Raw genomic sequence first — 24910 nt, 5'->3', positions numbered from 1 at the left:
GATTGTATTTTTTCTATTATCAACCTTAGTAGGTGAATTGTTCATGAAAAGGAAAATTTTTGATTCTGGAAGCAGTTCTTCTAAGGAAAATATGTCTATAGATGCTCGCCTTTTGCACTCGTTAGAAGGGACCAAGATTCTATTACACCTTTACAGTTGGAAGCATTTACTGCCAGTAACTTGTGGGTATTTTGTTAATCCTGAAGATGTTTTTATCTCTAAGGCCTTTTCTCTCATAGATCTTGCTAAGCGCCCCACAGGAGGAGGTGTGGTGTTTCATGATGCAGATTTTGCCTTTTCTTTATTAGTTTCTGCCTCGCATCCACTGTTTTCGGAGAACGTTTTAGATAATTATCGCGTAGTGAACACCTTAGTTGTCAAAAGTATTCAGAGAGCTTTTGGTCTTTCAGGAGATCTTTCCATGCAAGGTAGTGGGGAATCAAGAAAAAATATGAACTTTTGTATGGCGAAAATTTCTCGTTATGATGTTATCTTTCAGGGGCAAAAAATTGGGGGAGCTGCTCAGAGAACTACTTCGAGGGGCTTTTTGCATCAGGGGACAGTGTTTTTGTCGGGGAGGTGTAGGGAGTTCTATCAAGCTTTGCTCAAGGAGGATGTCTTAGATTTTATTTGGGGAAGGGTTCAGGAGAGTTCTTTTTACTTTTTAGGTAATGATAAGCAGGGTTCTCTATTGGAGGAGGCTCGAAGGTCTTTGCGAGACGCTTTTATTTATGAGTTTTGTCATTGGGACGACTTTTAGGAAGGAGTGAGACGATGCAATTGTTTGCAGTTGTTTTTAAGAAATTTTTTCATCGAGCACTTGTGTTCGCGTTCGTCTTTTCTCAATTTTCTTTCCTAGACTCTTTTGCGGGACAAGTTGTGGTCGTAGAAGGCATAGAAAATTTGAATCAAGAAGATGTAGATACTATAGGATTTCTTCCTTGTGATAATGGGTTAGAAACATTTGAAATTCTTTTGAAAGCCTTGGAGAAGGCTAGATATAGTGCCGAGTTAGGACTATGTTTGGCTGGGGGAGAGGTTTTGCTGAAAATTCTTAGAGTTTTGGAAGAGCGTTTTTCTGTAGAACCAGAATTTAGGGCTTTTTTGATGCTGCAGCCTATCTTTCTTTTCAAAGAAGAAAAAGATTTAATAGAGTCTTTATCTAAGAAGACGGGAGGGCGTTTTCAATGCGTTTTCACTGGATGGATCCCTTCTTCGACGATTCTAAATCCGAATGTCATAGAAATGCACGTAAAGTTATCAATTGTTGATGGTAAATATTTCTTTATTGGGGGAACAAACTTTGAAGATTTTATGTGCACTGAAGGAGATAAAATTCCTGAGGTAGTGGATTCTCCCCGATTGCAGATAGGTGGGATGTCTAGACCTTTAGCTTTTAGGGATCAAGATGTTGTTGGCAGAAGTGTTGCTTTAGGAAGTAAATTGCGCGAAGAATTTCATAAATCTTTCGTTATGTGGAAAAAGAATCAAGATTGTTTAATGCAAAAATTTTTTGATGCGAACGAATTTTCTTCGGATCCGGAAGTTTTACAGAACCTTAGCGTAGGGGCTGGTGTTCAAGAACCTCTGGAAGAAATTTTTATTAAGGAATTCGAGTTTTCTCCTGACCTAGTTGAAGTTGAAGCAAGGAATGTTAAAGTAATTTTTAGTGGCCCTAACGATGGAAACGGCAACCCCATAACGCTAGAGTACAAAAATCTCATCAATGAAGCAAAAGAATCCGTCAAGATAAGCCAAATGTATTTTATTCCCGTCCCTTCCATCTTTAGCTCCGTCATCAATGCTGTTTTACGAGGGGTTAAATTGGAAATTATTTCTAATGGTTCTCATGAAAACAGTCCGCAGCTTACAATGAATTATGCTTGGGGAAATCGTATGAGGTACATCCCTATGATGTATGGAAGAGATTTTCCGCTTTGGGGAAAGAAACAATGCATGCAAACTAAGCCGTTCCCCGTGTCTGTTTATGAGTTTGATTTATACCAGACTCAATTACATAAAAAATGCATGTTGGTGGATGATGAGATCTTTGTCATAGGTAGCTACAATTTTTGTAAGAAGAGTCACGATATAGATTATGAAAGTATTATAGTGATCCGTTCCAAAGAGTTTGCTAGAAAAGCAGGTAAAATTTTTGAGAAAGATAGATCTCTAAGTAGACGTATTACTTGTGAGCAGGCCATGGAGTGGTATTTCGACCCGACCTACTATATTTTGGGATCTTTGCAATTGAATTTTATGCCCGCATAAAGACGTTTTCTTCGTTTTTTAGCAGCATTCCTTTTCTTAATTATTGCTCATAGATTACACTCGGCATTCCTATAGAGTATTATTGCGGAGGGAGTTCGTGTTGTCTTTTTTCTATAAGAACCGGAAGTTTGTTGTGGTGCTAATGGTTGCTGCAATGGGGGTTTCTGGTTTTGGAGTCTCGCTTAGTTACCTAGGGCGTAATAGTTCTAAGAGAGATATGGTGCCGGTTAGACGAGGGACGGCCCTTGTGACTCCAGAAGGGATAAAGATTTCACATAGGACTTTGCATATAATTGCTAATTATCTAGCTAGGGAGTCAACACCTTTTTCTGGTAGATCGACGGGATGGAATTTCCTCAATGATAACTTTGTTACTAGAGAGATACTGACTTCAAAAATTGGAGAGGCGCTTTTTTTAGCCACTTATTCTAAGGAAGGTTTCCCTGCTTTTGCTAAAGAGATTGAGTACAAACCCTATCGTAGATTTGATGCACCATTTATTTCTTCAGAGGAAATATGGAAATCTTCAGCTCCGACGTTATCACTGGCTTTTCATAAATTCAAGAGTATAAAAAATCCTTCTTCTAAAGAGGGTTATGAAGCGAGGGTCTCTTTATTTGCTGAAGAGAAAAGATTCCCATACACCTTACTTCGGGACATGGCAGAATATAGGCGTCGAACCTATGCTCTTCCTCACGACCCTCTAGCAGCTAAGGATAAGACCTTCAAACTGTTTGGGTATAGCAATGTTTCTGATTGGTTTGGAACTCCATTTATAAATGCGTTATCGGAAGTTGTGGTTAAGTTTGCTTCTTTCTGTGAAAGTAAAGGATTGTCGGTTTCCAAAAAAGAGGTGGAAAGAGAGTTTCTTATAAGAGCAAAGGAAGCTTATGAATTTGTTGGTAAAAAAGATTGCTCATCGCTGGATAATTTTATTTCTTGTTATTTGTCGGCTTACAACGTCCCTTTAAAAGAGTTTCTTGTTGCATACAAATATATCATTGAATTTCAAAGGGGATTAAATCAAGTTAAAGGGTCGTTTTCGTTTGATTACGAGCCGTTTAGGGAGTTTTTTGCTAAGAGCAAAGATCATATGCTTTTAGATTGTTATCGGTTTCCCAAAGAGCTGATATTTCATTCTAGGGCGGACTTAGAGGCGTTTGAAACTTACTTACGATTAACAGCCATTCCAAGCAAGAATGTTTTAGATATTCCATCCTATTATCTACCAGTGAAAAGTGTGAAAGCTAAAGAGAGTAGATTGGTTGGAAGGCGTTTTATTGTTTCTTACTCTTCTATATCATCTGCCAAAGAGATGGAGCCGAAATTATCTGTATCCGAAATTAGAGATTGGCAAAGGGATCCTCAGAATAGTGCTGTTTTGTCCGCAGAATTTCCTGCAATTTTCAATAACTTTTCAGATAACTTTGACAAAGATTCTACTTCTTTCAAAATTGATTTGAAAACTTTGGATGCAGAAACTCGTTCGAAGGTAGATAACTTTTCTAAGAAAGAAATTATTCGTTCCAGACCGCATGAGGTAGCGAAAGTCCTTGCAAGCAAAGAGAAAATTCAAAAAGAGATTTTCCTTTCTTTTGGAAAAGATTTTTCTTTAGAAGGTATTTCAGATGGAGCGGCACTTTCAAAGGTGCTAATGGAAGCAGATAGCATTCCTTGCTTTACCCAGGATGGGAATATTTACTACGCATTTGAAGTAGAAGAACGTTTCGATCAGGAGGAGATAGTCTCTTTTAAAGAAGCTTTCCGCAAGGATATCTTGAAAACAATCGTAGCTGATCATAAAGGATTAGCGCCTATGCAGGAACTTTTAGAAGTTTTGTCGTTGCGTTATCAAGAAGATAAAGAGAGCGTTCGAATTTTGAAACGAATGTCACCAATTTTGGAAGAACATCGAATGGGGTCAGTTCGTACTGGGACTATTAACTGGTTGCCAGAAAAAGTTCACATGAAGGTGTATCGCACGGATCCACCTTTTCCTGATACTTTTTCAGAAATGGAGAAGTACATAGGTAATTCTTCTCCAGTGAAGGTAAGGGACAAAGAGGGAGTTTACTACTACGTTGTTCATGAAGCATTTCAGGGAAAGTCTGTAGAAGAAGTAGAGCAATTAACTTTAGTCGAAAAACAGCTTGCTAATGAGGTCTTAGGGGATTACCTTGTCAGTTTGGTATGCAAAAGATAACGGATGATTAAGTAGGAGGAAAGGTGTATTTTTCAGAAAATCATGTTTGGATTTCTCCCATACACTCAGATGTCGTGAAGATGGGATTAAGCATTATTATGAAAAAAAATTTGGGGGAGATTATACACGTAGACCTTCCTTCCTTGGAAAAGCAACTGAAAAGCGGAGACGTTTTAGCTCTTTTAGAGTCGTCAAAGGCTGCTATAGAGGTGCTTACACCTTTGGAAGGAGTTGTCTTACAGATTAATGAGGCCCTGAAGGAGGATACAGATCTTATCAACTCTAGTCCTGAGGGTGAGGGTTGGTTAGTGGTTTTAAAGTTAACAAAATCTTTTAATCCTGATAACTTTCTTTCCAGAGAAAAGTATGAGTCTTCTGGTGATTGAGTCTTTGAGAAAAAATTCTGTTCTTTAGTACACTCTTGCAAGTTTTTTGAGGTTGGTTTATGACTTCTCCAGTTTCTACTTCGAAAAGTTTGGAAAATTCGGCGACGGTTGTTGCTACTGTGACGACTTCGGCGAAGACTTTATCTAGCAAAGCAAGGAATCTTTCTTTAGTGGCCTCGTTAGTGAGTGTTATGACGATAGCTTTGCTTGCCTTTGGGTTGTTTGTGGCTTCTACAGTGTCGACGCAGACTATGGCGTTAGTTTTTGCTATGCTTTCGTCTGTGGTTTTATTGGGACTTTCGATAGCTGCTCTTTTAGCTAGTCAGAGAGCCCGGTCGTTACTGGTAGAAAAGAAATCGCAGTCTTAAGAGGGAGTTAAAGCTGTCCCAGAGTTGGATTATTGAAGAACGGAGACTGGGAAAGGGAGTAGTGTGAGACTCTATTGGTATTTGCCGTTTTATGTTTGCTGAAAGTGGTAATATAACAAATGTTCCTGGCTCCGTCTTCTTGCCAAATGAGGGTTTGCTTGAGGCTCTTTCCTTAAGGAGGGATCAAGGAGTGGTTTTCCGTGTGGGGAGTTTCGCGATAGCCCTTCTGGTTACTCTATTCTATCTGTTTTTAGTAATGTTTCTCCTCGGGGTTGCGGTTGGTTTCTGTTTAAGAGCTATGGTTGTCGTGTCGTTCTTTATTGCCGGCGTGGCTTTGGCTCTTTTTCTTCGCAAGTGTTTGATGCTTAGATGTTTGAGTTAGTATTGTTTGTCGCTGACTGTCTTTTGCGCGGGTTTTCTCTTCGCGTTTTGGGTCAGCATTTTTTGAATTTTAGATAACCTAGAGGGTTCGTTAGGCGAAGCGGGTTTTTTATAAAAGAGAGAGACTGTACTCTCTTGGGCTTTTTCTGGTTCTATAGAAGGCTTTGTCAGTTCTATACCCGTTAGACCCATGAAGGCCATGGCCATCAAGCCTGTTGTGATGAAGGCTATGCCCATGCCTTTGAGATTTTGAGGAATATTGGAATAAGTAAGTTTCTCGTTGATAGCAGCGAGTAGTACGATAGCCAGCCACCAGCCAACACCAGAGCCAAAGCAAAAGACGACCATTGGAAGAAATGGAAGATTCCTAGTAATCCCAAACAAAATACCCCCAAGAATTGCGCAATTAACGGCTATGAGAGGGAGAAAGATGCCCAAGGACAAGTAGAGGCTATGGGAGATCTTTTCTAGAATAATTTCTAAAAGCTGAGTAAAAGCAGCTATAACAGCGATAAATACAATAAACTCTAAATAGGATAAGTTAATAGAGATTAGCGTGGATGGTAAAAAAGAAAACCGAGAGAAAGCTCCTGGCCCTGTGATGAAACTATGTATTAGCCAGTTTATACTTCCCGTCAGTGTTAATACTAATGCTACGGACATTCCCAGCCCGTTAGCAGTGGATACTTTAGCTGAACAAGCCAAGTAGCTACACATGCCCAAAAAGTTCGACAGCAGAATGTTTTGAATAAATATAGCTTGGATAAGAATTCCAAAAAGTCCCAACCAAGAATAATCTCCCATTAGCATGCTGTTATCATCCCTTATTTTTAGTAGACCTGTAGATATTCATTAACCAAATCATAGTTCCCAAAATAAAAAATGCGGAAGGAGCTAGGACCATTATACCCATATTTTGATATGCGCTAGGATGAGCATCTGAAGCATACCAAGATAAGGGGATGAGCTGGAAACCCATAAGTGTGCCAAATCCAAAAAATTCTCGAATAACACTGACAGAAATTAAAACTCCACCGTAACCGAGACCTGATGCAAGACCGTCGAGGAAAGCAGGAATTGGAGGGACATTTTTAGCCATGCTTTCTGTCCTACCCATGACGATACAATTAGTGATAATCAAGCCTACAAAAACCGACAGAGTTTTAGAAATATTAAAGAAAAAAGCTTGTAGAAATTGGTCTATAACTATGACGAACAATGAAATAATAATGAGTTGCGTGATCATTCTTACGCTGTTAGGGGTGTAGTTGCGTAGCAAAGATACAAAGAAAGAAGAACATGCAGAAACAAAACTAACAGCAATTCCCATGGTAATAGCGGTACTTAGGGTTGTTGTTACTGCTAACGAAGAGCATATTCCCAGGACAGAAACTAAGATTTGGTTATTATTCCACAGGGGATCGAGGAAATAACTCTTGTATGATCGTCTAGGATTTACCATTTTTGCTCATGCCCTTAGAATTACTTTGTTGCAAATGATTAAAAAACAATAGAAGTCCTCGATAAGGAAGAAGGGAGCGCTCAAAAGCTTCTGTTACTCCGTTACAGGTTAATGTAGCTCCAGAGATCCCGTCTACAGCGGAGTAAAACTTAGGTGAGTTTCCATAAACAGTTTTTGCACTCCCTTTAACAACTTCGAGTCCCATGGTAACTTTCTCTAGATCTGAAATATCAGGAGAGACCACATGGAAGATTTTCTTTCCGAAAAATTGCTCTTGCCACGAAGGGCTAGATATGTTAGCTCCTAATCCAGGGGTTTCACCCTGCTTATACCACGTTGTTCCTAGCACAGTGTTCCCGTCATTAAGAACTCCCAGAAAACCGTATATGGGCCCCCATAAGCCAAAACCAGAGATGGGAATAATCAAAGAAGCTATCACAGAAGGATCATCTATGACTTGCTGACTAGTCATAGCACCTATCTTAGGGGAATTTTTTAGGACAGCATAGAAAAGGAGTAGAGGCTGTAAGAACAGGTGAGAATCAGCAAACTCTCTTTCAAAGCTGGTAATGTTGATATTTTTTTCTTCAGGGGAAAAAATTTTTCCAGATCTATCAGCAAAGAAAGGACGAACAAATCTAGTGGAAAAAGCTTCTAAAGTGAGCGGAGATACGGGATGTGTGGGGGACTTAGCTTTCTCTAATACTTGGGTTTCTTTGTTATAGATTGCCGGGGAGAAAGAACCTTTTTTCCCAGCAACTTGGAAACGGCTTTTACAATCCAATATTTTGACAGACATTAACATTTGTTTATTTCTATCAAAGAGAATTGCCCGTTCTTTATAAGGAGTAAGCACTAAATTTAGGATAGAAAGAAGAATCCCACTAAACAGGCTTATGCTAAGAATAAAAAGAACAGTGTATTTGGTGCTGTTAACGGCTAACTTTTTCATTACGTTCTCTTTCGATATCTCCGTATAGCATAGTGGTCAAATAGAGGAGCGAACACATTTCCCAATAGGATAGCTAGCATGACTCCTTCTGGATATGCGGGATTAATTAAACGTATAAACACTGTCAAAAATCCTATGAATGCTCCGTAAAGCCATTTGCCCAGCTTCATAGATGGGGAAGACACTGGATCTGTAGCCATGAAGATAAAACCAAAGGCTAGTCCACCCATAAACAAGTGCCGATAGGCAGGAATAAAAAATTTTGCCGGCGCCCAGGCGCCATAGCCATCAAAGAATAGAATACTTCCTAGCTTGAAGAGCCAGGCTGTAAGAAAAGCTCCTAGGACACAAGACAACATCGTTCTCCAGGAGGCAATTCTTGTTATGATTAAAAGGAGGGCCCCTAGTAAACAAGCAAAGGTTGAAGTCTCCCCAAAAGCTCCTAAAATATTGCCCCAGAAAAGGCTTGAGGAAGAAAACTTGCCGGTCCCGTAGATAAGATCTGTAGCTGCGTAGGCAGAATCGAATTGAGAAGAAAGCATCCCTAAGCCTCCCTCAGAAAGGGGGGTAGAAAGAAACTCCTGCAGCTGAGTAATGGATAATTTTCCTAAAACAGCGCCAGGATGATTTTCACTCCATAAAGCGAATTTCTCTTTGATAAATTCTATCGTAGGAACTGAAGAGGTCTCCATGATATTAGTGGCGATGGTATCCACATGAATACGTTTGATCAGAGAGGATGTGGAGCTTAGTGTCTGCAAGCAGGTGGCTTGGGAAAATCCATCGAAAATAGCCTTGTGAGCGTCTGTGTTCATGATATGTAAACTATTTTTGATGGAGGAAGGATCCCCGCCAACCCACACGTCCCCTGTCATGCGACCAGGGAAAGTGAAGAACAAGAAAGCTCGTGCAGAAAGAGCAGGGTTTAAAACGTTCATTCCCGTGCCACCGAAAACCTCTTTAGCAAAAACGACACCAAAAATAATTCCCAGGGCCGCCATCCAGTAAGGAATTGTAGGAGGTAAAGTCAGAGGATAGAGGATACCTGTGACGAGCAAACCCTCGGCAATTTTATGTTTCCTTTTGATAGCAAAAAGGACTTCGCACGTTCCTCCGACTATGTAAGTAATAGCAACCAAAGGGATGAAAAGTTGTAAACCTTTGAGTATAATCTTTAGAAAAATCCCCTGATGAAGAGCAAAAGAAAAAGCTCCCCAAAAGGTTTTAGAGGAGAGTATAAACTCTTGCATAAGATTTGCACTTTTTGAGAGATAGACCACTTGCTGCAAACCCGAATTCCAAACAGCCATAAAAATGGCTGGCATTAATGCAAAAACGACTATAATCATCCACCGTTTGACGTCCACAGAGTCTCTGATGAAGGGTGGAGAAGAGCAAGGGTGAGTTGGTTCATAGCAGAACGTGTCTAAGGCATCTACTACAGGGAAAAACTTCTTAAATTTGTCTTTCTCAACAAAACGAAACGAATAGTCCAAAAATCTTCGTAACATGCAACGAATATGCGGTATCTTTTATCTAAAGAAACAACAACAACGTAACAAATTATTCGGATTTTAGAAATAGAAATTTCCAATGATTTTTTTATTAAGGGGCCTTTAGGCGCTATTATAGAGTCAGGGATGCTAATGACAAAGTTTTCTCTATTGTCTTATCTTATACGTTTTTTTTTCCCAGTTACTTGCTATGGATGTCGTTTGAGTAGCGAGGATATTGTATGTCCTTCTTGCCTCGCATCTTTCCAGTTCATTTCTTCGAAAGGACGTTGTTTACAATGTTTTTCCGAAGTAATTAAAGGATCTGAGTGTGCATGTTATTTGACACCGTTTAGGTCTTGTTTTTGGAGGTCTATGTTCCTTTTTTCTCCTGTACTACGACGTATGCTTTTCAGTGCTTGCAGGGGAAAAATAGTCGCTCAAAACTTTTTAATAGAAGCAATGATTCGCAGAGTGAATATGGAAGGCTTTTATCCGGAAGTTGTTGTAGGAGTGGAGACACACAACTGGAGAGGAGTTTCGGATCTTGTCAGGCAAGCTACGAAGCAGATTGCCAAAAATTACGGCGCAGAAGGGAAAATTTTCTTTCTGCGTCGAAAGAATCTTCATCAAATTTCACAGAAGAAAAAAGTATTAGTGCTCGTGTGTTCGGAAGCCTTTTCCGAAAAAGAGAAAAAGCTCCTCATCAAAAAACTCAGAAAATTTTCTGAAACAAATATGTTTTGCCTTTCAATATTTTGACTTTATTGTCTAATAGATTTGTTGATCACTGGAGTCCTCTGTGTTTGGAGATTCTGGGCGAGAGATGCACACGTAACCAGTAATAGAAACACCTTCATCGACACAGAGCGAAGAGGCGGAGATATCTCCGATAATAACGGCTTCACCTCGGGCTTCAACTTTTCCTCTGGTTGTAATATTGCCTTCTACAACGCCTTCAATGATGGCCTCTCCAAGATCAATATCAGCTTTTACTTTGCCTGTGGGGCCTACGATGATTTTCCCCGCGGAGACAAGTTTGCCCTCGAAAGTTCCATCAATACGAAGTAACTTCTCGAAAACCAATTCACCTTTAAATGACACGCCTTCACCTAGAGTTGTTTCTGGTTCTTCCCTAAAAGACATGGAAACAGATTCTTCTGGCGAAGGACACCACTTTGTCGTTTCCTCTTGAGCCATAGGAGACACTGAAGCGTGGGAAGTGGTGTCCACAGATTTTGGAGCTTCATACAATCCCGCAGCATCTATGCGATTCTCCTGTTGATAATGTGGAGAGAATTTTTTTCTTAATGAAGGATCCTCCTCATACAGAGTGGTTACATCCTCAAAAGACCCTTTTGTCGTTCTCCGAAACATACGTCTCTCCATTCTTAGTAAATTAAGCCTCTATGTTACTGCGGCAGATATTTATTTGTCGTCTTAGAGTGTCGTCTTCAGCGATACGTTGTTCAATATTTTTACAGGCATATAAAATTGTTGAGTGAGTTTTTCCGAACGCGGACCCTATAGCAGAAAGAGAATCCGAGATCAAGGATTTTGCGAGATACATGGCAACTTGTCGAGCTAATAGGCATTCCTTTGTCCGAGAATTTCCCTTTAAATCTTGTGTTTTTACTTGGAATACAGTTGATACACTTTTCAGAATGCTTTCTACGGATACTTTTTGTTTTGCTGGAGCTTTAAAAAGTTCTTTTAAAGTATCCTGAACAATTTCTTCTGTTATAGGCTTACCGAAGACTCTACAATAAGCAGTTAGTTTATTAATGGCGCCTTCCAGCTGACGTACATTACCATACACGCGATCGGCTATGAAGAAAGCTACCTCGCTGGGCACGGACAGGCCTTTTTGTTCAGCTTTGTGCTGCAAAATAGCCACCCTAGTTTCTAAATCAGGAGTTCCTACATGAGCCACGAGACCCCATTCCATTCTAGCTATTATACGTTCTGAGAGTTTTAATTGGCTGGGTGGTTTATCGCTAGTGATAACAATTTGTTTGCTCATATTGATGAGAGATTCAAAAGTATTACAGAACTCTTCCTCAAAATTTTGTCGATTTTGAAGAAACTGGATATCGTCAACTAGTAACAGATCTAACGAGCGATAGAAATTTTTCATTTTATCTATGGACTTAGCTTTTAAGTGGTGTACAAGGTCATTGATAAAAGCTTCTGTTGTTATGCAGTGAACGCGAAGCTTTTTGTGATTTTCGCGAACGTAGTGCCCGATAGCGTGAAGCAAATGCGTCTTACCCAGACCTACACCACCATGAATAAATAAGGGGTTGTAGGACTTGCCTGGTTTGTTGGCGATGCCTACAGCTGCTGATTTTACAAACTGGTTAGAAGGACCCTCAATAAAATTGTCAAATTTGTAGGAAGAATTGAGTTTTAGTTCGAAATCTTTAGAGAGTTCTTCTTGAAAAGGATTCTTCGTAACAGGTGCGGACTCGCTGGTAGAAATGGAAACTTTCTTAGCTTCAACCACCACAAATTCAAGAGCTGGTTCCCCGTCAGCATTTACAGGAACAAAAGAGCAAAGATCTTTTTTGTAATTATCGAAGAGATAGTTTTGGACGAAAATGTTTGGAACTTCAAGACGTATTAGAGTTGAAGTTTCTTCTAAAACTCGGATGGGAGCTATCCAATTCTCGAAAGCTGTGTCTGAACAACGTGTCTTGACGTAGTTGACAAATTGCTCCCAGGTGCTGCACTCGTTGCAAGTTAACATGATACTCTCTTCAGATAAAAATACGAAGGTCGGCTCGCCCGCAAAGGTATAAGACTTCCAAGCGAACGGAAATGCCAATGTACCACTGGGCTTGATAAGCAATCAATAATTTTGTGAAAAAGAGTTAGGCAGAAAGAACAGGAACTTTCTTAGTTTGACTATCTTTCTTAACGTAACTCATTAACAAAGCTTCGGCATCATTGGCTATGACGGAATCTGGACATGTCTTTAGATAATTGGCAATGGCAGCTGCTTCAGCTGTTCTGTTCAAACAGAAAAGAGCTTTCGTCTTGTTAATAAGTGTTGGAAGATGATCGCCTTTGAGGCGCAGGGCCTTATCTAGTGTTTCAAGAGCCTTCTGGTTTTCCCCCAGCTGTAGATAAAGGGCTCCTAAAATTTGGTGATCATAGGCACTGACAGGATCTAAAATAACTAATGCCTCAAAGAATAGTAAGGCTTTCTTGTAGTGACCTTGTCGCAAAAAGGAGTACCCAGCAATCCGAAGTTCTTCCAAGTGGTCATCTTCCCATCCTAAAATAGCTTTCCATTCGTTATCGATCATAACCTTACCCTTGAACAAATTGGAAAATACGAGAAATTATGTAGTCGATCATGACATTGGAAGACTTTACACCAAAATCTAAAGCCTTCAAAAGGGTTTTCCCTTCCTGGATTTTAGGATCTTCCTCTTCGTCATTTTCATCGTCTTCGTGGTCACCAGGGTTTTGCTGATCGAAGGATCCATTGACCCGGCTTTTGTAGTCAAATCTTCCATTAGTCAAGATCTTAAGAAAAGAAGAAATTTTTTCCATATCAGCATCTTGATTATCGGAAGACCCTAGCGAAGGTGCAATGTAAGGAGTGGAAAAACGTTGTTTAAAATACCCTGGGGGAGGGGAAAAGAACGCCCATTGGGTCTTCTGATCCAATCCCATGAGAGTTGTCAATGCTGAAGGTTTAGGAGTGAAATCTAAAATCCTGGTATGACCGGCAACGTCCCGAATAAAGGTGGCATCTAGATTTAACTCTTTGCGAAAGTCATTGATAATTTTTGTTTCGGATGCATATCTCTCATATACTGAGGTGTTATAATTAAAAATTTCAACCACGACGCACCTGCTCTATAAGAATTCTGGAGGTTTTTGTTTTCAAACTTTCGGTCACACAAAACTAGATGATATATTCAGGATAGAAAAAGTCAACATCTTGTTTTTGGTGTTATAGTTTTTTGTTTTAGTTTTTATGGAAATTAAATTGTTTCTTTAGTTTTTGATGTGATAGATAGTAATGAAAAGATTTGTTTTCTCTTTTCAAATCCTATCCTATTAAGTACACTCGTTATTCAAAAAGTCTACTTTGACGCTAATATGCCAGGTGTGTCTTTTTTGAAGTTCTTGTTTATTTAGGCAAAGGTTTTACGTGAATTCGACAGAATTTCCTCATGTTTCGGTAATGGTCAGAGAATGTCTGGATTGTTTTTCTTTGAAGAGTCCAGAAGTTTTTTGTGATGTAACCGTAGGAGCTGGAGGGCACGCTGAAGCTTTTTTGACAGAATTCACTAGCATTAAAGAGTACAAGGGATTTGATAGGGATGCTTCCTCATTAGAGATATCATCTCAACGTTTGGAGAAATTTTCCAACAGAGTCTCCCTGTGCAAAGCTTCTTTTTCGGAGCTGAGAGATCATTTAAAAAGCAACAGTATTGATGGATTGTTGGCAGATTTGGGAATGTCTTCCATGCAACTAGATGATCCTCATCGAGGATTTAGTTTTCGTTGGGATGCTCCTTTGGATATGCGTATGGACATCTCAAGAGGGGAGACAGCCTCAGACGTACTAAATGGTAGGACAGAAAAGGAGTTAGGGGATATTTTTCGTCTGTATGGAGAAGAACCTTCGTGGAAAAATGCAGCCAAAGCCATAGTTGCTTATCGAAAAAGGAAGAAGATTTTGACAGTCAATGATTTGAAAGAAGCTACAGTAAAAGTTTTTCCTTCCTACAGATTAAGAAAAAAAATCCATCCTTTAACATTGCTTTTTCAAGCGCTTCGTGTTTATGTGAATAACGAATGGGAACAGCTGAATTCTTTGCTTTCTCTATCCACGGATGTCCTTTCTCCAGGAGGTAGGATGGTCATAATTTCCTTTTGCAGTTCAGAAGATCGTCCTGTAAAGAACTTTTTTAGGGAGGCGGAAAAGAAGGGGGTGGGTTTTGTCGTCACCAAGAAGGTAATCATGCCTTCTAGGGAGGAAGTTCGGAGAAATCCGAGGTCTCGGTCAGCAAAATTGCGGTGTTTTGAGAAAAGTTGATTTGATGCATAAGTTATTATTCTTTCGTTTGGCTGCGTGTTGTTTGTTCTCAGCGATTCTCATGTATTCTTATGTGAACAAACAAAATGAGATTACTAAGGTTCGTTTGGCTATTCCAAGAACATCCGCAGATCTAAGAGAACTAGAAGAAGAAAATGTTTCCCTATCTTTTATTATAGAGAGATATGAAAGTTCAGAGAATTTAATGGAAATTGCTTCACTTCCAGAATATGAAGGGTTACACTACCCGACCATCGATTCTTTAGTTTTTCTTGATGCCGGATGATAAAGAAAAAGCGATTAATTTTTATTGTGATAGGGCTTTTCTTTCTCTATTCTCTACTGATAGCGCGCTATTACGAGATCCAAATTATTAGTGGAGACAAATGGTCTTCTGAGGCTTCTATGCAACATGAATTCCGTGTTAAAGAGCCTTTTCGTCGAGGGACTTTTTTTGCCTCGGCTCTACCTCATCAAAGCAAAGAAGAGGATTTTCGTCCTTTAGCTCTTGACTTGACGAAATTTCATGTTTTCTTGGATCCAGCATCTATACCAGACATTTACAAGAAAGAAATAGCCGATCATCTTGTGTCTCTTGTTGGGGAAGGTGATACAAAGATGATTCTTTCTGAAATGAATAAGAGGTCTCGCAGTCGTAAAGTGTTTTCCTGGCAAGATAAGGAGTGCAAACAAAGAGTATTGAGTTGGTGGCGTCCATTTGCTGCAAAATGCAAGATTCCCTCTAACGCAATTTATTTTGTAACAGACTATCGGCGATCTTACCCATTTGGGAAACTTCTTGGTCAAGTTCTGCATACCATAAGGGAGGTCAAAGATGAAAAAACAGGAAAAGCCTTCCCTACAGGAGGTCTTGAGGCTTATTTTAATCATGTTTTAGAAGGAGAGTCTGGTGAGAGAAAATTACTTAGGTCTCCGTTAAACAGGCTTGATTTGGATAGAGTGATTAAGATGCCAAGGGATGGGTCTGATATCTTCCTTACTATCAATCATCATATACAAACGATTGCAGAGGAAGAGTTAGAAAAAGGGGTCGTGGCAGCACAAGCTAAAGGGGGGCGTGTCATAATGATGGACCCTTACTCAGGGGAAATTTTAGCGTTAGCTCAATACCCTTTTTTTAATCCAGGTGACTACAAAGAATACTTCAATGACAAAGAGAAGATTGAATATACCAAAGTGTCCGTAGTTAGTGATGTATTTGAACCTGGGTCTATCATGAAGCCTATCACTGTTGCTTTGGCTTTGAAAGGCAATGAAGAATTGATAAGCAGAGGAGAGAAGCCCTTGTTTTCTCCTCAAGATCCTATCGATGTGACTAGGACTATTTTCCCGGGAAGAGCTAATAAGCCCTTAAAGGACATCACTCCAAGAAAGCGATTGAATATGTACATGGCTATCCAGAAATCATCTAATGTTTACATGGCTCAATTAGCCGATAGGATCGTCAGTAGACTTGGAGTGGATTGGTATAGAAAGCAGTTGTTATCACTGGGGTTTGGTGGAGTTTCAGGAGTGGAAATTCCTGCCGAAGCGCCAGGGATGGTTCCTTCGCCTAACCGTTTTCATTCCAATGGAAGTCCGGAGTGGAGTTTATCGACACCGTACTCGTTAGCCATGGGCTACAATATTATGGCAACGGGCATACAGATGGCTGTTGCTTATTCTGCCCTATTAAATGGAGGGTATTTAGTGAAGCCTACTCTTGTTAAGGAGATTCGCACTCCTACGGGAAGGCGTTATACTATTCGAAAGGAGCGAGGAGCCGAAAAATTATTTTCTGATGGTACTGTTTCGGAGCTTATTAGGGCTATGAGCTTAACGACTTTGCCAGGAGGAACAGGGGTTAGGGCTTCTATGAAACATTTTTCTTCAGGAGGGAAAACTGGCACTTCAGAAAAAATTTTTGAGGGTAAATACTGTAAGAATCGGCATATATCCTCATTTATTGGTTTTTCTCCTGCTAATTTTGATAAAAATGTTTTGCCTAAGTTTGTTTTGCTTGTTTCTATTGATGATCCGGCTCATATTGTCTTAGAGGATGGCACGAAGAACTATATGGGTGGACGTTGTGCAGCTCCTGTGTTTTCTGCGATAGCTTCAAGGGTTCTTCCCTATCTGGGGGTCTCTCCAGATAAAGAAGGAAGCGGCTGTCGGGAGTTTGTGGAGTCTTTGAAGCGGTCATTTGAGGAGTGGAATCGGTAGTGAAGCTGACAGAATTGCTCAAAAGTTTGGGAAAGGTCGAATATGTTCTTCATGGCAGTTGTTCGGGGATCGAAGTTCGGCACATTGTTGTAGATTCTAGGGTTGTGGGGTATGGAGATGTTTTCATAGCTAAGAAAGGGGCTAAGTTTGATGGAAATGATTTTTCCAAGCAAGCAGTAGAGAATGGCGCTGTTGCCGTCGTTTCTGAAGTTTATAATCCTTTTTTAAACGTTGTGCAGATTGTTTCTAAGGAAGTTGTCTTGATAGAGGCTTTGTTAGCGGCAAAGTGTTATGGCTATCCGGAGAAAAAGATGCATATCGTAGGCGTTACAGGCACTAATGGAAAGACTACTGTTGTTAGTCTAGTTAAGCATTTGTCTGATGCTATGGGCTCGCCTTGTGGTTCTTTGGGGACTCTAGGATATGTTTTAGGGGCTCAAAAAGTAATGGGGGATTTGACGACGCCAGATGCTTCTTCAATATATAAGTATCTGGGTGAAATGGTGAAGAATGGCCTTCAAAACGTGGCTATGGAAGTTTCTTCCATAGGCTTGGTTCTTGATAGATTATTAAACATCCCTTTCCATACTGCGATTTTTACTAATTTGACTTTGGATCACTTGGATTTTCACGAAACTTGGGATAACTATGTGAAGGCTAAAGGGTTGTTGTTTTCTTCCTTAAGCTCCAATAGTTTGGCGATATTTAACGGTGATTCTCCGTATGCTAAAAAATATGCTTCCTTAACCGAAGCCAGGGTTATGTTCTACGGTATAGAAAATGCTTGTGATTTGACGGCTTCTAATATTGTTTTAAGCAGCGAGGGGACCTGTTTTACTGTCTCGTATAAAGGAGAATCAGTATTAGCTAAGGTGCCTCTAGTAGGTCTTCACAACGTGTACAATGTTCTAGCTGCTCTTTGCGTAGCTGTAGAAGACTTTGGTTTTTCTCTAGAGGAAGCTGTATATATTCTGAAAACTAGTCAAGCTCCTCGTGGGCGTCTCGAGAGGATAGATGGCGGTGCCTGTCCTGTTTTTGTCGATTATGCTCATACTCCGGACGCTTTGGAGAATGTTCTTGTAGCTTTAAAGTCTCTTCTTCCGACAGGGGGAAGAATTATTATTGTCTTTGGCTGTGGAGGAGATAGAGATAAAGGTAAGCGTGTGGTAATGGCTCAAGTTGCTGAGAAGTACGGGTTTTCTGTGGTTACAACAGATAATCCTCGTACAGAAGATCCTGCAGGTATTATTCAAGAAATTTGCTCCGGATTTTCTAAGGATAATTTCTGTGTCGAAATCGACAGAAAACAAGCAATAAAATATGCTTTGTCTATTGCTTCGGATAAAGATATTGTTCTCGTTGCTGGTAAGGGGCATGAGACATATCAGATTTTTAAGCATCGTACGATTGTTTTCGATGATAAGGAGGAGGTTCTTGCTGCAATTGCCTCTAGTTGTTAACGCGTTAGTCTTTTTATTTTTGCCTATTGTTTGCTTGGGTAATCCAGCCATCTCGCAACGAGGAGCTCGGTCTGAGGTCATCTATATCGATGCGGGTCATGGCGGCAAGGATCAAGGAACTTCGGGAAAGAATCCTTTTTATGAAGAAAAGCAGCTAACGTTATCTTTGGCTGTGGCTACGCAAAATTATTTGCGACGCATGGGGTATCGCCCTATTATGACGAGGACATCAGACGTTTTCGTGGACCTTTATCGTCGGGCTTCTTTGGCAAATTCTGGTCGAGCAGATGTTTTTGTAAGTATTCATTGCAATCATTCGTCCAATACCGCCGCTTACGGCACGGAGGTATACTTCTACAATGGCAAGGGAGCTTCTGCAACAAGAGTCAGACAATCAGAAGAGTTAGGTAAGCAAATCATGCAAGCGATGGAAAGAAGTGGTTCATTAAAGTCTCGCGCGGTTAAGGTAGGCAATTTTGCTGTCATCAGGGAGACGACGATGCCGGCTGTTTTGGTGGAGACAGGTTTTTTGTCGAATCCCAAAGAAAGGGGGTGTCTATTGGATGGTAGATACAGAATGCGCTTGGCCAAAGGGATAGCAGAGGGTATACATGCTTATTTAGGAATGAGGGGAAACAAAAAGGTTTCTCTAGAAAAACCAGCAACCAAATCCGCCGCCACCTCTTTGGGTGGAGGAAAGGTTGTTACTAAAACGACCAAAAGGTAGCACGTAGAATCGTCCTCGATGCGATTCGAACGCATGGCCTGCTGCTTAGGAGGCAACCGCTCTATCCTACTGAGCTACGAGGACTCAAAAGGTAACTACTCTAGCAGAAATTCATTAAGGAGTCACCTAAATTGCTTTATTGCGGAGTTGTTTTTGGTCATAAAATTATGAAAATGAAATATATTGTCTTGATATTTGTCAGGTAGCAAGGAGTGCCTATATTTTTTTTGCGAGTCTTTTGTATCATCTTCTTTTCGTGTTACTTATGTTTTTTTGTTTTTGGTGTCGTTTGCTGAGGTTTTTGTCTTTGGAAGGGGAAAAGATTTTAGATTTTAAAAAAATAACTTGAATCCAATAGTTGGATGGCTATTATACGCTTATAATTCAAACATGGACAATTCGCGCTATCTTAACAATAGCTGTTGCAGGAGCGTTTAATAGGAGGCAGAGCTTATGGCTACTATGACTAAGAAGAAACTGATATCAACGATTTCTCAGGATCAAAAGATCCACCCTAGCCACGTGAGAATGGTGATACAAAACTTCTTGGATAAGATGACTGACGCTCTAGCAAAGGGAGATCGTTTAGAGTTCAGAGATTTTGGAGTCCTACAAGTTGTGGAACGTAAGCCTAAAATTGGTAGAAATCCAAAGAATGCTGCTGTACCTATTCACATTCCTGCTAGAAGAGCTGTTAAGTTTACTCCAGGGAAAAAGATGAAAAAACTTATCGAAACCCCAGCAAAATCTTCCTAGTTGAAAAATAGTATAAGCTTCGGTCAGGCTTCTGTCTTTTTTTCGGAAGCTTGACCTTAAGAGGTTCGTCAGTTATCTTACGTTTTTTTTAAGCGTCATGTGAATTGTTTGAGAGATGGAGCCAAGGACTCGAGAGTCAGTGTTTCAAGAGCCAGAGACTCATGGGTCATTGACTCTGAGTTCTTTATGTGATTTGTCTGTAAATCAGTTGATTTCTTGTAGTTTTGAGGAGAGTGTCAGGGTTCTCCTTGGGGCCTATTATAACGAAAGCAAAAGAAGATCTGTTTTAAATCTTTTTAAGAGGCATCCTGTTTTAAAAGCTCATGAAATAGCTGCTGCCGCATACATGTTGTCTTCTTTGGAAGAAGGTGTAAATTTAGATTTTTCGTTCCTTGGTTTGGATTCCTTTGAATCTGGAGCAGTGAAGCTGTTTCGCTATGGAGGATTTTCTTGGGGAGGGCTTCCTTATCCTGGAGAGCACGCAGAGCTCGGGTTGTTATTGTTAAAGATAGGAGAGTTTTACGACGAAGCTCGGGAACGGGCTAAGTCAATGATTCCTTTTCAGCAATCTCTCTTCACTCATGAAGAGAGAGTCTTGCCTTCTTTGTGGACTCAAGGGGGAAATTACAGAGAGAAAGAGGTTACCCGGGTTTCGAAATCATTTTTGTATCAGATGGATAAGAAACCTTTTTCTGAGTACAGCTTCATGGATAAAGAATTAGGGTTTTGGATGAGGAGGTCTCTTTCTTCTGCGGCCTTTATCGCAGCCTCGGGTTGCAAGAGCGGGATGGGGGCTTTTCTTATAGGGGACACTGGGGTAATTACTTATGGGCCTCATGAAGGGGAAATAGATCTCTGTCATGGTTTTGGGCTAGCGTCTTTAGCTAAGAGTTTTTCGATACGTGAGGGGGAAGATTTTATTGAGGCATCTTTTGTTTCAAGGGCTTCCAAATTATCCTCAAATAGGTCTAGGTATAAGAGTTTTACAGATTCTGGCATAGGTCCACATGTTTCCTCTAAAGTTATAGTTTCAGAGAATTTTTTTACGTTTGAGTCTATGATGATGGAGTCTTCCTTGCATACCTTTTCTTTGTTCTTTAAAGGTAAAACATGTTCTGTTTCTGGGGGGCCGGCTCTCCGGGCGACCGCGCCAGATTCTTACCGCGGGCCAATGTCTTCGATAATCATTCGTGGGGCAAGAGAAGGTGTTAGGTTGACTTTTTTGTCGGCGTGTGACGATATTAAAATATTTTCTTTAAATGGAGGTCCTGATTTTTGGGGGGCTGATTTTTTAGTTAATGTTTCTTACAAAGAATCTAAAATAGAAGGCAGAGTAGAGAGAATTTGAAGGAAGAGCCTTTATTAAAAGTGTTTTATTTAATTGTTTTTAAGAATTATTTGTATTAAAATTATGTTTTTTTTAACTAGGGAATGTCGGAATCTTTTATGGAATTGCTGCCCCATGAGAAACAGGTAGTTGAATACGAAAAGACCATAGCACAGTTTAAGGAGAAGAATAAGGAAAATTCCCTTCTATCTTCATCCGAGATTCAGAAATTAGAAAAACGTTTAGATAAATTGAAAGAGAAGATTTATTCTGACTTGACTCCCTGGGAGAGGGTGCAAATTTGTCGTCATCCAGCAAGACCTCGATCTATCAACTACATTGAAGCTATTTGCGAGAATTTTGTTGAGTTGTGTGGTGATCGAACCTTCAGGGAAGACCCTGCTGTCGTAGGCGGCTTGGCTAGAATAGGGAACACCAGATTTATGATCATTGGACAAGAGAAGGGGCATGATACCGTTTCTCGGGTTCATAGGAATTTTGGCATGTTAAATCCCGAAGGTTTTCGCAAAGCTTTACGGTTAGCTGAAATGGCTGAAAAATTTGGGCTTCCCGTAGTTTTTCTTCTAGATACTCCAGGGGCCTATCCAGGTCTTACAGCGGAAGAAAGGGGACAGGGTCGGGCAATAGCTTATAATCTATTTAGACTGTCCAGATTAGCCACCCCTATCATAGTTCTCGTTATAGGTGAAGGATGCTCGGGTGGAGCTTTGGGCATGGGCGTAGGGGACGTGGTAGGGATGTTGGAGCACTCATATTATTCAGTGATATCTCCAGAAGGGTGCGCGTCTATTCTTTGGAAAGATCCAAAAAAAAATAGCGAAGCTGCGGCTATGCTGAAGATGCATGCGGAAGATCTTCTTGGTTTTTCGATTATCGATGCTGTGGTAAAAGAACCTATAGGTGGGGCGCATCACCATCCAGAAACAGCATATAGAAATGTCAAAGATTTTATCCTTTCTCAATGGAATCAGATAAAAGATCTTCCTTTGGAAGAACTATTAGAAAAGCGATACCGAAAATTTCGTAATATAGGCATTTATGAAGCTACTGCTAAGGGCAGTCCTTAGGCGTAAAAAGCACCTAGTTCTGCTTGGCTTCTCTTTATTATCTATTGTGGGATATTCCTTGGCTTCTCAGGCGGAAATCCTTTCTCTGGGGGTCATTGTCAAAACTGGTCCTGACGCTTTCCAGTTGTTTGGTAAAAAAGAAGCAGGCGAGACCTCAAAATTGGCAACTATTCCAAAAGAAATTGATAAAGAAAGTCTTTTGGAATCTTTTGATAAAATCGCTGCTGGAGATAAGTCCATAACTCTTTCCAAAGCTAACGCGTACCTGGCAGAAAATGCCCCTGCATCTAAGAGATCTTCCATAACCAAAAAAATTGCTTCAACGGTAGACAGTTGGTTGAAGCTCTCTGAGGCGTCTAGTTCCTATAAAAGTTTTTATCGTTTGATAGGTGTTCTGGCTTTAGTTGCTTTGTTTAAGGCTATCACATTATTTTTTGTTCGTTATTTAACAATGCTCATTTCTATAAGGGTAAGTAAAGACCTTCGGTATGAGTATTTCTCGGCTTTGCAGAAATTACCGATGTCTTTTTTTCATTCGTACGGCATTGGAAATTTGAGTAGTAGAATTACCATGGATTCTGAACAAATAGCCGAAGCTGTAAACTCATTGTTTATCAATTATGTGCATGCTCCAGCAACTTTTCTTTTAACGCTTGCCATCTGCTATTCAATATCATGGCAGTTTTCGCTTACAGTATTTTTAGGATTTCCCATTCTTGTTTTGCCTGTGGTTTTTTTAGCCAAAAAGATTAAGTCCATAGCACGCAATGTTCAGGTGAACAAATCGAATTTCTCATCGGTTCTGATTGATTTTTTGTCTGGAATAATGACTATCAAGTTGTTTTGTACCGAGGAGTTTTCTCTCCAAAAATATGGGTCGCATAATGAAAAGGTTGCTAAATTAGAGGAGAAAAGTGCGCGCTATGGAATAGCTCCAAGACCCATATTACACGCTGCAGCTTCTTTGTTTTTAGCTGCAGTGATGCTAGTAGGGTTGTATGTTTTTGCAATTACACCTTCAGATTTATTGGTTTTTTGTGGTCTGTTGTATCTTGTATACGAACCTATTAAGAAGTTTGCAGATGAAAACACACAAATTATGAAAGGGTGCGCAGCAGCTGAAAGATTTTTTGAGGTAATAAACCTTTGTAAGGAACAAGATGATAAGGGGACGCAGAAGAATTTCACCGGGATGCGATCAGTGCTGGAATTTCGAAATGTCTTCTTTAGCTACAAAGAAGATTCTGATGTTGAAGATGCTGTCTTGCAGGGCATTACTTTCTCTGTGAAAAAAGGAGAATCCATCGGTATTGTAGGACCTACAGGATCTGGTAAGTCAACCATCATAAAATTGTTGCCCAGACTTTATGAAATAGATTCTGGAGATATTTTGATAGATGGTTGTTCCATAACCAATTATGATATAAGCTCCCTAAGGGAACATATAGCTTGTGTTCCGCAAAAACCTTTTCTTTTCTACGACTCAGTGTTTAACAACTTATCTTTAGGAAAAATTTTTAGTGAAGATGAAGTTTTAGAAGCCCTCAGGGACGCTCATGCTTCGGGATTTGTTGGTAAGATGCCTGACGGAATACACTCACTTTTAGAAGAATCCGGTAAAAACCTTTCTGGAGGACAACAGCAAAGGCTGACAATAGCTAGAGCATTATTGAAAAAGGCCTCTATACTGTTGTTGGATGAAGCTACTTCCTCGTTGGATGCTGTTAGTGAGAATTATATCAAAGAAATTGTCAGTAGTCTTAAAGGAAATTGTACACAAATTATTGTGGCTCACAAACTATCTACCTTGGAGCATGTGGACAGAATTATATATATCGAGAATGGTCGAAAAATTGCTGAAGGGACTAAAGAAGAACTATTACAAACCTGCTCAGGATTTAGGGAGATGTGGTTGCTCTCCAATTCTGTAAGTGGAGTCATGGATGCTCCTGGTAGCGCTGCAGAAGAGGTAGTATATTCTTCGTTGGCAGAGTAAGATTAAGATGGGATATATCCTTTTGAATAGGTCGGGTTTTGTTGATCAATGCACACAAAGGCAAGGCGTGTTTTCTAAGAAGAATAAAGCCTGGTGCAGGCTCTTTTTGATTTTTTCTGACAGTTCTGGCAGGTGTATATAAATAAATAGACTTGCTGCGGCGTTCGCGTAGTCTGAAGTAATTTTGATTAACGTTATAGAAACTCCAATATCTTTGGCGAGCGCAGCTAGACCATAGCCTTCCATATCTATTAGTTCAAAAGAATCATTAAGCCCGTCATTTACTGGTTTTGAAGCTGTGTATAAGGATGCCGATGGAAAAATAGAAAGGTGACGAGGAGAAATCTGAGGAGTTAAAGGATCAATAATCCATAAGTTTTTTGTACTTTGGTCTATAGAGGGGAGTAGATTTTTCTCTGCGTAACTGGAGGGGAAAGAGGAACGGTCTATAATTTTCTTTACAGTTGCTATGGAATAAGTTTCACTCAAGGCTTTCTGCTGTGAAGAAACTCCGGCTATGCCTATGTTGATCCAAAAATCATAAAAAATATCTGATCGTTTTAGCCATTGTTTAACAGTGCTAACAGCGACGTCCATTCCCCACCCAGCTATGAGAATGTCAACAGAGAATGAGTCAAAAGATATTCGGTATACGTTGTCATGTATGGGGATAGCCTCCTCAGCTTCTAGAAAGGCCTGAATTTCTCTTATATCGGCAACAATAACAAGATAATGGGACATAATACGGTCTATTCCGA

Annotated in this window: 25 protein-coding genes and 1 tRNA gene; 16 read left to right on the top strand and 10 right to left on the bottom strand. The window is 40.1% G+C overall.

The features are described 5' to 3' along the window. The first annotated feature begins 43 nt into the window (after positions 1-43). The 6 genes from KJA62_RS02700 to KJA62_RS02675 all read left to right on the top strand — a co-directional run bounded on the left by KJA62_RS02700 (position 44) and on the right by KJA62_RS02675 (position 5610). Positions 44-760, top strand: coding sequence for a lipoyl protein ligase domain-containing protein (locus KJA62_RS02700; RefSeq protein ID WP_213318489.1), 717 nt, complete (start codon positions 44-46; stop codon positions 758-760). Between the two features lie 62 nt (positions 761-822). Further along, positions 823-2271: a phospholipase D-like domain-containing protein gene (locus KJA62_RS02695; RefSeq protein ID WP_213318488.1), complete on the top strand. Its 1449-nt coding sequence runs from the start codon at positions 823-825 to the stop codon at positions 2269-2271. Positions 2272-2368: 97 nt separating this feature from the next. Further along, positions 2369-4474 carry a hypothetical protein gene (locus KJA62_RS02690; protein ID WP_213318487.1) on the top strand — a complete coding sequence of 702 codons (2106 nt, stop codon included), beginning with the start codon at positions 2369-2371 and terminating at the stop codon, positions 4472-4474. 23 nt (positions 4475-4497) lie between these two features. Then, positions 4498-4860, top strand: a complete 363-nt coding sequence (locus tag KJA62_RS02685; RefSeq protein WP_213318486.1) for a glycine cleavage protein H-like protein — start codon at positions 4498-4500, stop codon at positions 4858-4860. Positions 4861-4919: 59 nt separating this feature from the next. After that, positions 4920-5228 carry a hypothetical protein gene (locus KJA62_RS02680; protein WP_213318485.1) on the top strand — a complete coding sequence of 103 codons (309 nt, stop codon included), beginning with the start codon at positions 4920-4922 and terminating at the stop codon, positions 5226-5228. 91 nt (positions 5229-5319) lie between these two features. Then, positions 5320-5610 carry a hypothetical protein gene (locus KJA62_RS02675; RefSeq protein WP_213318484.1) on the top strand — a complete coding sequence of 97 codons (291 nt, stop codon included), beginning with the start codon at positions 5320-5322 and terminating at the stop codon, positions 5608-5610. Here KJA62_RS02675 and nqrE read toward each other — a convergent pair. The 4 genes from nqrE to KJA62_RS02655 are packed head-to-tail and all read right to left on the bottom strand — an operon-like array spanning position 5607 to position 9534. Next, complete coding sequence (gene nqrE / locus KJA62_RS02670; RefSeq protein ID WP_213318483.1) at positions 5607-6419, bottom strand: NADH:ubiquinone reductase (Na(+)-transporting) subunit E; 813 nt, start codon at positions 6417-6419, stop codon at positions 5607-5609. The genes KJA62_RS02675 and nqrE overlap by 4 nt on opposite strands. A 7-nt stretch (positions 6420-6426) precedes the next feature. Further along, a complete protein-coding gene (gene nqrD, locus KJA62_RS02665) occupies positions 6427-7071 on the bottom strand; it encodes an NADH:ubiquinone reductase (Na(+)-transporting) subunit D (protein ID WP_213318482.1) in 645 nt (214 codons plus the stop codon). Then, complete coding sequence (gene nqrC, locus KJA62_RS02660) at positions 7058-8023, bottom strand: NADH:ubiquinone reductase (Na(+)-transporting) subunit C (protein ID WP_213318481.1); 966 nt, start codon at positions 8021-8023, stop codon at positions 7058-7060. Before nqrC ends, nqrD begins: the two co-directional genes overlap by 14 nt. Beyond that, positions 8023-9534, bottom strand: a complete 1512-nt coding sequence (locus tag KJA62_RS02655) for a Na(+)-transporting NADH-quinone reductase subunit B (RefSeq protein ID WP_213318480.1) — start codon at positions 9532-9534, stop codon at positions 8023-8025. Before KJA62_RS02655 ends, nqrC begins: the two co-directional genes overlap by 1 nt. 135 nt (positions 9535-9669) lie before the next feature. On the opposite strand from KJA62_RS02655, the gene KJA62_RS02650 reads away from it, so the two are divergent. Then, a complete protein-coding gene (locus tag KJA62_RS02650) occupies positions 9670-10278 on the top strand; it encodes a hypothetical protein (protein ID WP_213318479.1) in 609 nt (202 codons plus the stop codon). A gap of 9 nt (positions 10279-10287) precedes the next feature. Here KJA62_RS02650 and KJA62_RS02645 read toward each other — a convergent pair whose 3' ends face one another. The 4 genes from KJA62_RS02645 to KJA62_RS02630 form a co-directional block, all read right to left on the bottom strand. Then, complete coding sequence (locus tag KJA62_RS02645) at positions 10288-10893, bottom strand: bactofilin family protein (RefSeq protein ID WP_213318478.1); 606 nt, start codon at positions 10891-10893, stop codon at positions 10288-10290. A 22-nt stretch (positions 10894-10915) separates the two neighbouring features. Continuing rightward, positions 10916-12265 (bottom strand): chromosomal replication initiator protein DnaA, encoded by a 1350-nt coding sequence (dnaA, locus tag KJA62_RS02640; RefSeq protein ID WP_213318477.1) that lies wholly within the window; start codon positions 12263-12265, stop codon positions 10916-10918. 124 nt (positions 12266-12389) lie between these two features. Next, positions 12390-12827 (bottom strand): CDC27 family protein, encoded by a 438-nt coding sequence (locus KJA62_RS02635; protein WP_213318476.1) that lies wholly within the window; start codon positions 12825-12827, stop codon positions 12390-12392. Positions 12828-12831: 4 nt separating this feature from the next. Beyond that, a complete protein-coding gene (locus KJA62_RS02630) occupies positions 12832-13374 on the bottom strand; it encodes a DUF5399 family protein (RefSeq protein ID WP_213318475.1) in 543 nt (180 codons plus the stop codon). Between the two features lie 310 nt (positions 13375-13684). Between KJA62_RS02630 and rsmH the strand changes: the two genes are divergently transcribed. The 5 genes from rsmH to KJA62_RS02605 are packed head-to-tail and all read left to right on the top strand — an operon-like array spanning position 13685 to position 18985. Next, on the top strand, positions 13685-14575 hold the full coding sequence (gene rsmH, locus KJA62_RS02625) for a 16S rRNA (cytosine(1402)-N(4))-methyltransferase RsmH (protein WP_281412401.1): 891 nt from the start codon (positions 13685-13687) through the stop codon (positions 14573-14575). Between the two features lie 4 nt (positions 14576-14579). Continuing rightward, on the top strand, positions 14580-14861 hold the full coding sequence (locus KJA62_RS02620; RefSeq protein ID WP_213318474.1) for a hypothetical protein: 282 nt from the start codon (positions 14580-14582) through the stop codon (positions 14859-14861). Beyond that, on the top strand, positions 14858-16798 hold the full coding sequence (locus tag KJA62_RS02615) for a peptidoglycan D,D-transpeptidase FtsI family protein (RefSeq protein ID WP_213318473.1): 1941 nt from the start codon (positions 14858-14860) through the stop codon (positions 16796-16798). Before KJA62_RS02620 ends, KJA62_RS02615 begins: the two co-directional genes overlap by 4 nt. Next, positions 16798-18258, top strand: a complete 1461-nt coding sequence (locus KJA62_RS02610; RefSeq protein ID WP_213318472.1) for a UDP-N-acetylmuramoyl-L-alanyl-D-glutamate--2,6-diaminopimelate ligase — start codon at positions 16798-16800, stop codon at positions 18256-18258. Before KJA62_RS02615 ends, KJA62_RS02610 begins: the two co-directional genes overlap by 1 nt. Next, the gene (locus KJA62_RS02605) at positions 18173-18985 is read left to right on the top strand and encodes an N-acetylmuramoyl-L-alanine amidase family protein (RefSeq protein WP_213318471.1); all 813 of its coding nucleotides are present in this window, start codon (positions 18173-18175) and stop codon (positions 18983-18985) included. Before KJA62_RS02610 ends, KJA62_RS02605 begins: the two co-directional genes overlap by 86 nt. 10 nt (positions 18986-18995) lie before the next feature. Here the strand turns inward: KJA62_RS02605 and KJA62_RS02600 are convergent. After that, positions 18996-19069: transfer RNA gene (locus KJA62_RS02600), tRNA-Arg, on the bottom strand. 369 nt (positions 19070-19438) lie between these two features. On the opposite strand from KJA62_RS02600, the gene KJA62_RS02595 reads away from it, so the two are divergent. The 4 genes from KJA62_RS02595 (at position 19439) to KJA62_RS02580 (ending at position 24152) form a co-directional block, all read left to right on the top strand. Continuing rightward, on the top strand, positions 19439-19741 hold the full coding sequence (locus tag KJA62_RS02595; RefSeq protein WP_213318470.1) for an HU family DNA-binding protein: 303 nt from the start codon (positions 19439-19441) through the stop codon (positions 19739-19741). Positions 19742-19880: 139 nt separating this feature from the next. Further along, on the top strand, positions 19881-21089 hold the full coding sequence (locus tag KJA62_RS02590) for a hypothetical protein (RefSeq protein ID WP_213318469.1): 1209 nt from the start codon (positions 19881-19883) through the stop codon (positions 21087-21089). Positions 21090-21187: 98 nt separating this feature from the next. Continuing rightward, a complete protein-coding gene (locus KJA62_RS02585) occupies positions 21188-22156 on the top strand; it encodes an acetyl-CoA carboxylase carboxyltransferase subunit alpha (protein ID WP_213318953.1) in 969 nt (322 codons plus the stop codon). Beyond that, entirely contained in the window at positions 22128-24152 is a 2025-nt protein-coding gene (locus KJA62_RS02580; protein ID WP_213318468.1) for an ABC transporter ATP-binding protein, read from the top strand. Before KJA62_RS02585 ends, KJA62_RS02580 begins: the two co-directional genes overlap by 29 nt. Before the next feature lie 45 nt (positions 24153-24197). Here KJA62_RS02580 and KJA62_RS02575 read toward each other — a convergent pair whose 3' ends face one another. Beyond that, positions 24198-24893 carry a nucleoside phosphorylase-I family protein gene (locus tag KJA62_RS02575; protein WP_213318467.1) on the bottom strand — a complete coding sequence of 232 codons (696 nt, stop codon included), beginning with the start codon at positions 24891-24893 and terminating at the stop codon, positions 24198-24200. Positions 24894-24910 lie beyond the last annotated feature (17 nt).

The sequence above is a fragment of the Chlamydiifrater volucris genome, assembly GCF_902806995.1.
Lineage (GTDB): Bacteria > Chlamydiota > Chlamydiia > Chlamydiales > Chlamydiaceae > Chlamydiifrater > Chlamydiifrater volucris.
This window is presented reverse-complemented; position numbering and strand designations above follow the sequence as displayed.

Coding starts and splice junctions, on each gene's coding strand:
- dnaA (WP_213318477.1), bottom strand. CDS start 12,265: ATGTTAACTTGCAACGAGTGCAGCACCTGGGAGCAATTTGTCAACTAC.
- KJA62_RS02680 (WP_213318485.1), top strand. CDS start 4,920: ATGACTTCTCCAGTTTCTACTTCGAAAAGTTTGGAAAATTCGGCGACG.
- KJA62_RS02620 (WP_213318474.1), top strand. CDS start 14,580: ATGCATAAGTTATTATTCTTTCGTTTGGCTGCGTGTTGTTTGTTCTCA.
- KJA62_RS02580 (WP_213318468.1), top strand. CDS start 22,128: ATGAAGCTACTGCTAAGGGCAGTCCTTAGGCGTAAAAAGCACCTAGTT.
- KJA62_RS02615 (WP_213318473.1), top strand. CDS start 14,858: ATGATAAAGAAAAAGCGATTAATTTTTATTGTGATAGGGCTTTTCTTT.
- KJA62_RS02645 (WP_213318478.1), bottom strand. CDS start 10,893: ATGTTTCGGAGAACGACAAAAGGGTCTTTTGAGGATGTAACCACTCTG.
- nqrC (WP_213318481.1), bottom strand. CDS start 8,023: ATGAAAAAGTTAGCCGTTAACAGCACCAAATACACTGTTCTTTTTATT.
- KJA62_RS02650 (WP_213318479.1), top strand. CDS start 9,670: ATGACAAAGTTTTCTCTATTGTCTTATCTTATACGTTTTTTTTTCCCA.
- KJA62_RS02605 (WP_213318471.1), top strand. CDS start 18,173: ATGAGACATATCAGATTTTTAAGCATCGTACGATTGTTTTCGATGATA.
- KJA62_RS02575 (WP_213318467.1), bottom strand. CDS start 24,893: ATGTCCCATTATCTTGTTATTGTTGCCGATATAAGAGAAATTCAGGCC.
- KJA62_RS02585 (WP_213318953.1), top strand. CDS start 21,188: ATGGAATTGCTGCCCCATGAGAAACAGGTAGTTGAATACGAAAAGACC.
- KJA62_RS02655 (WP_213318480.1), bottom strand. CDS start 9,534: ATGTTACGAAGATTTTTGGACTATTCGTTTCGTTTTGTTGAGAAAGAC.
- nqrD (WP_213318482.1), bottom strand. CDS start 7,071: ATGGTAAATCCTAGACGATCATACAAGAGTTATTTCCTCGATCCCCTG.
- KJA62_RS02675 (WP_213318484.1), top strand. CDS start 5,320: ATGTTTGCTGAAAGTGGTAATATAACAAATGTTCCTGGCTCCGTCTTC.
- KJA62_RS02595 (WP_213318470.1), top strand. CDS start 19,439: ATGGCTACTATGACTAAGAAGAAACTGATATCAACGATTTCTCAGGAT.
- nqrE (WP_213318483.1), bottom strand. CDS start 6,419: ATGCTAATGGGAGATTATTCTTGGTTGGGACTTTTTGGAATTCTTATC.
- KJA62_RS02700 (WP_213318489.1), top strand. CDS start 44: ATGAAAAGGAAAATTTTTGATTCTGGAAGCAGTTCTTCTAAGGAAAAT.
- KJA62_RS02635 (WP_213318476.1), bottom strand. CDS start 12,827: ATGATCGATAACGAATGGAAAGCTATTTTAGGATGGGAAGATGACCAC.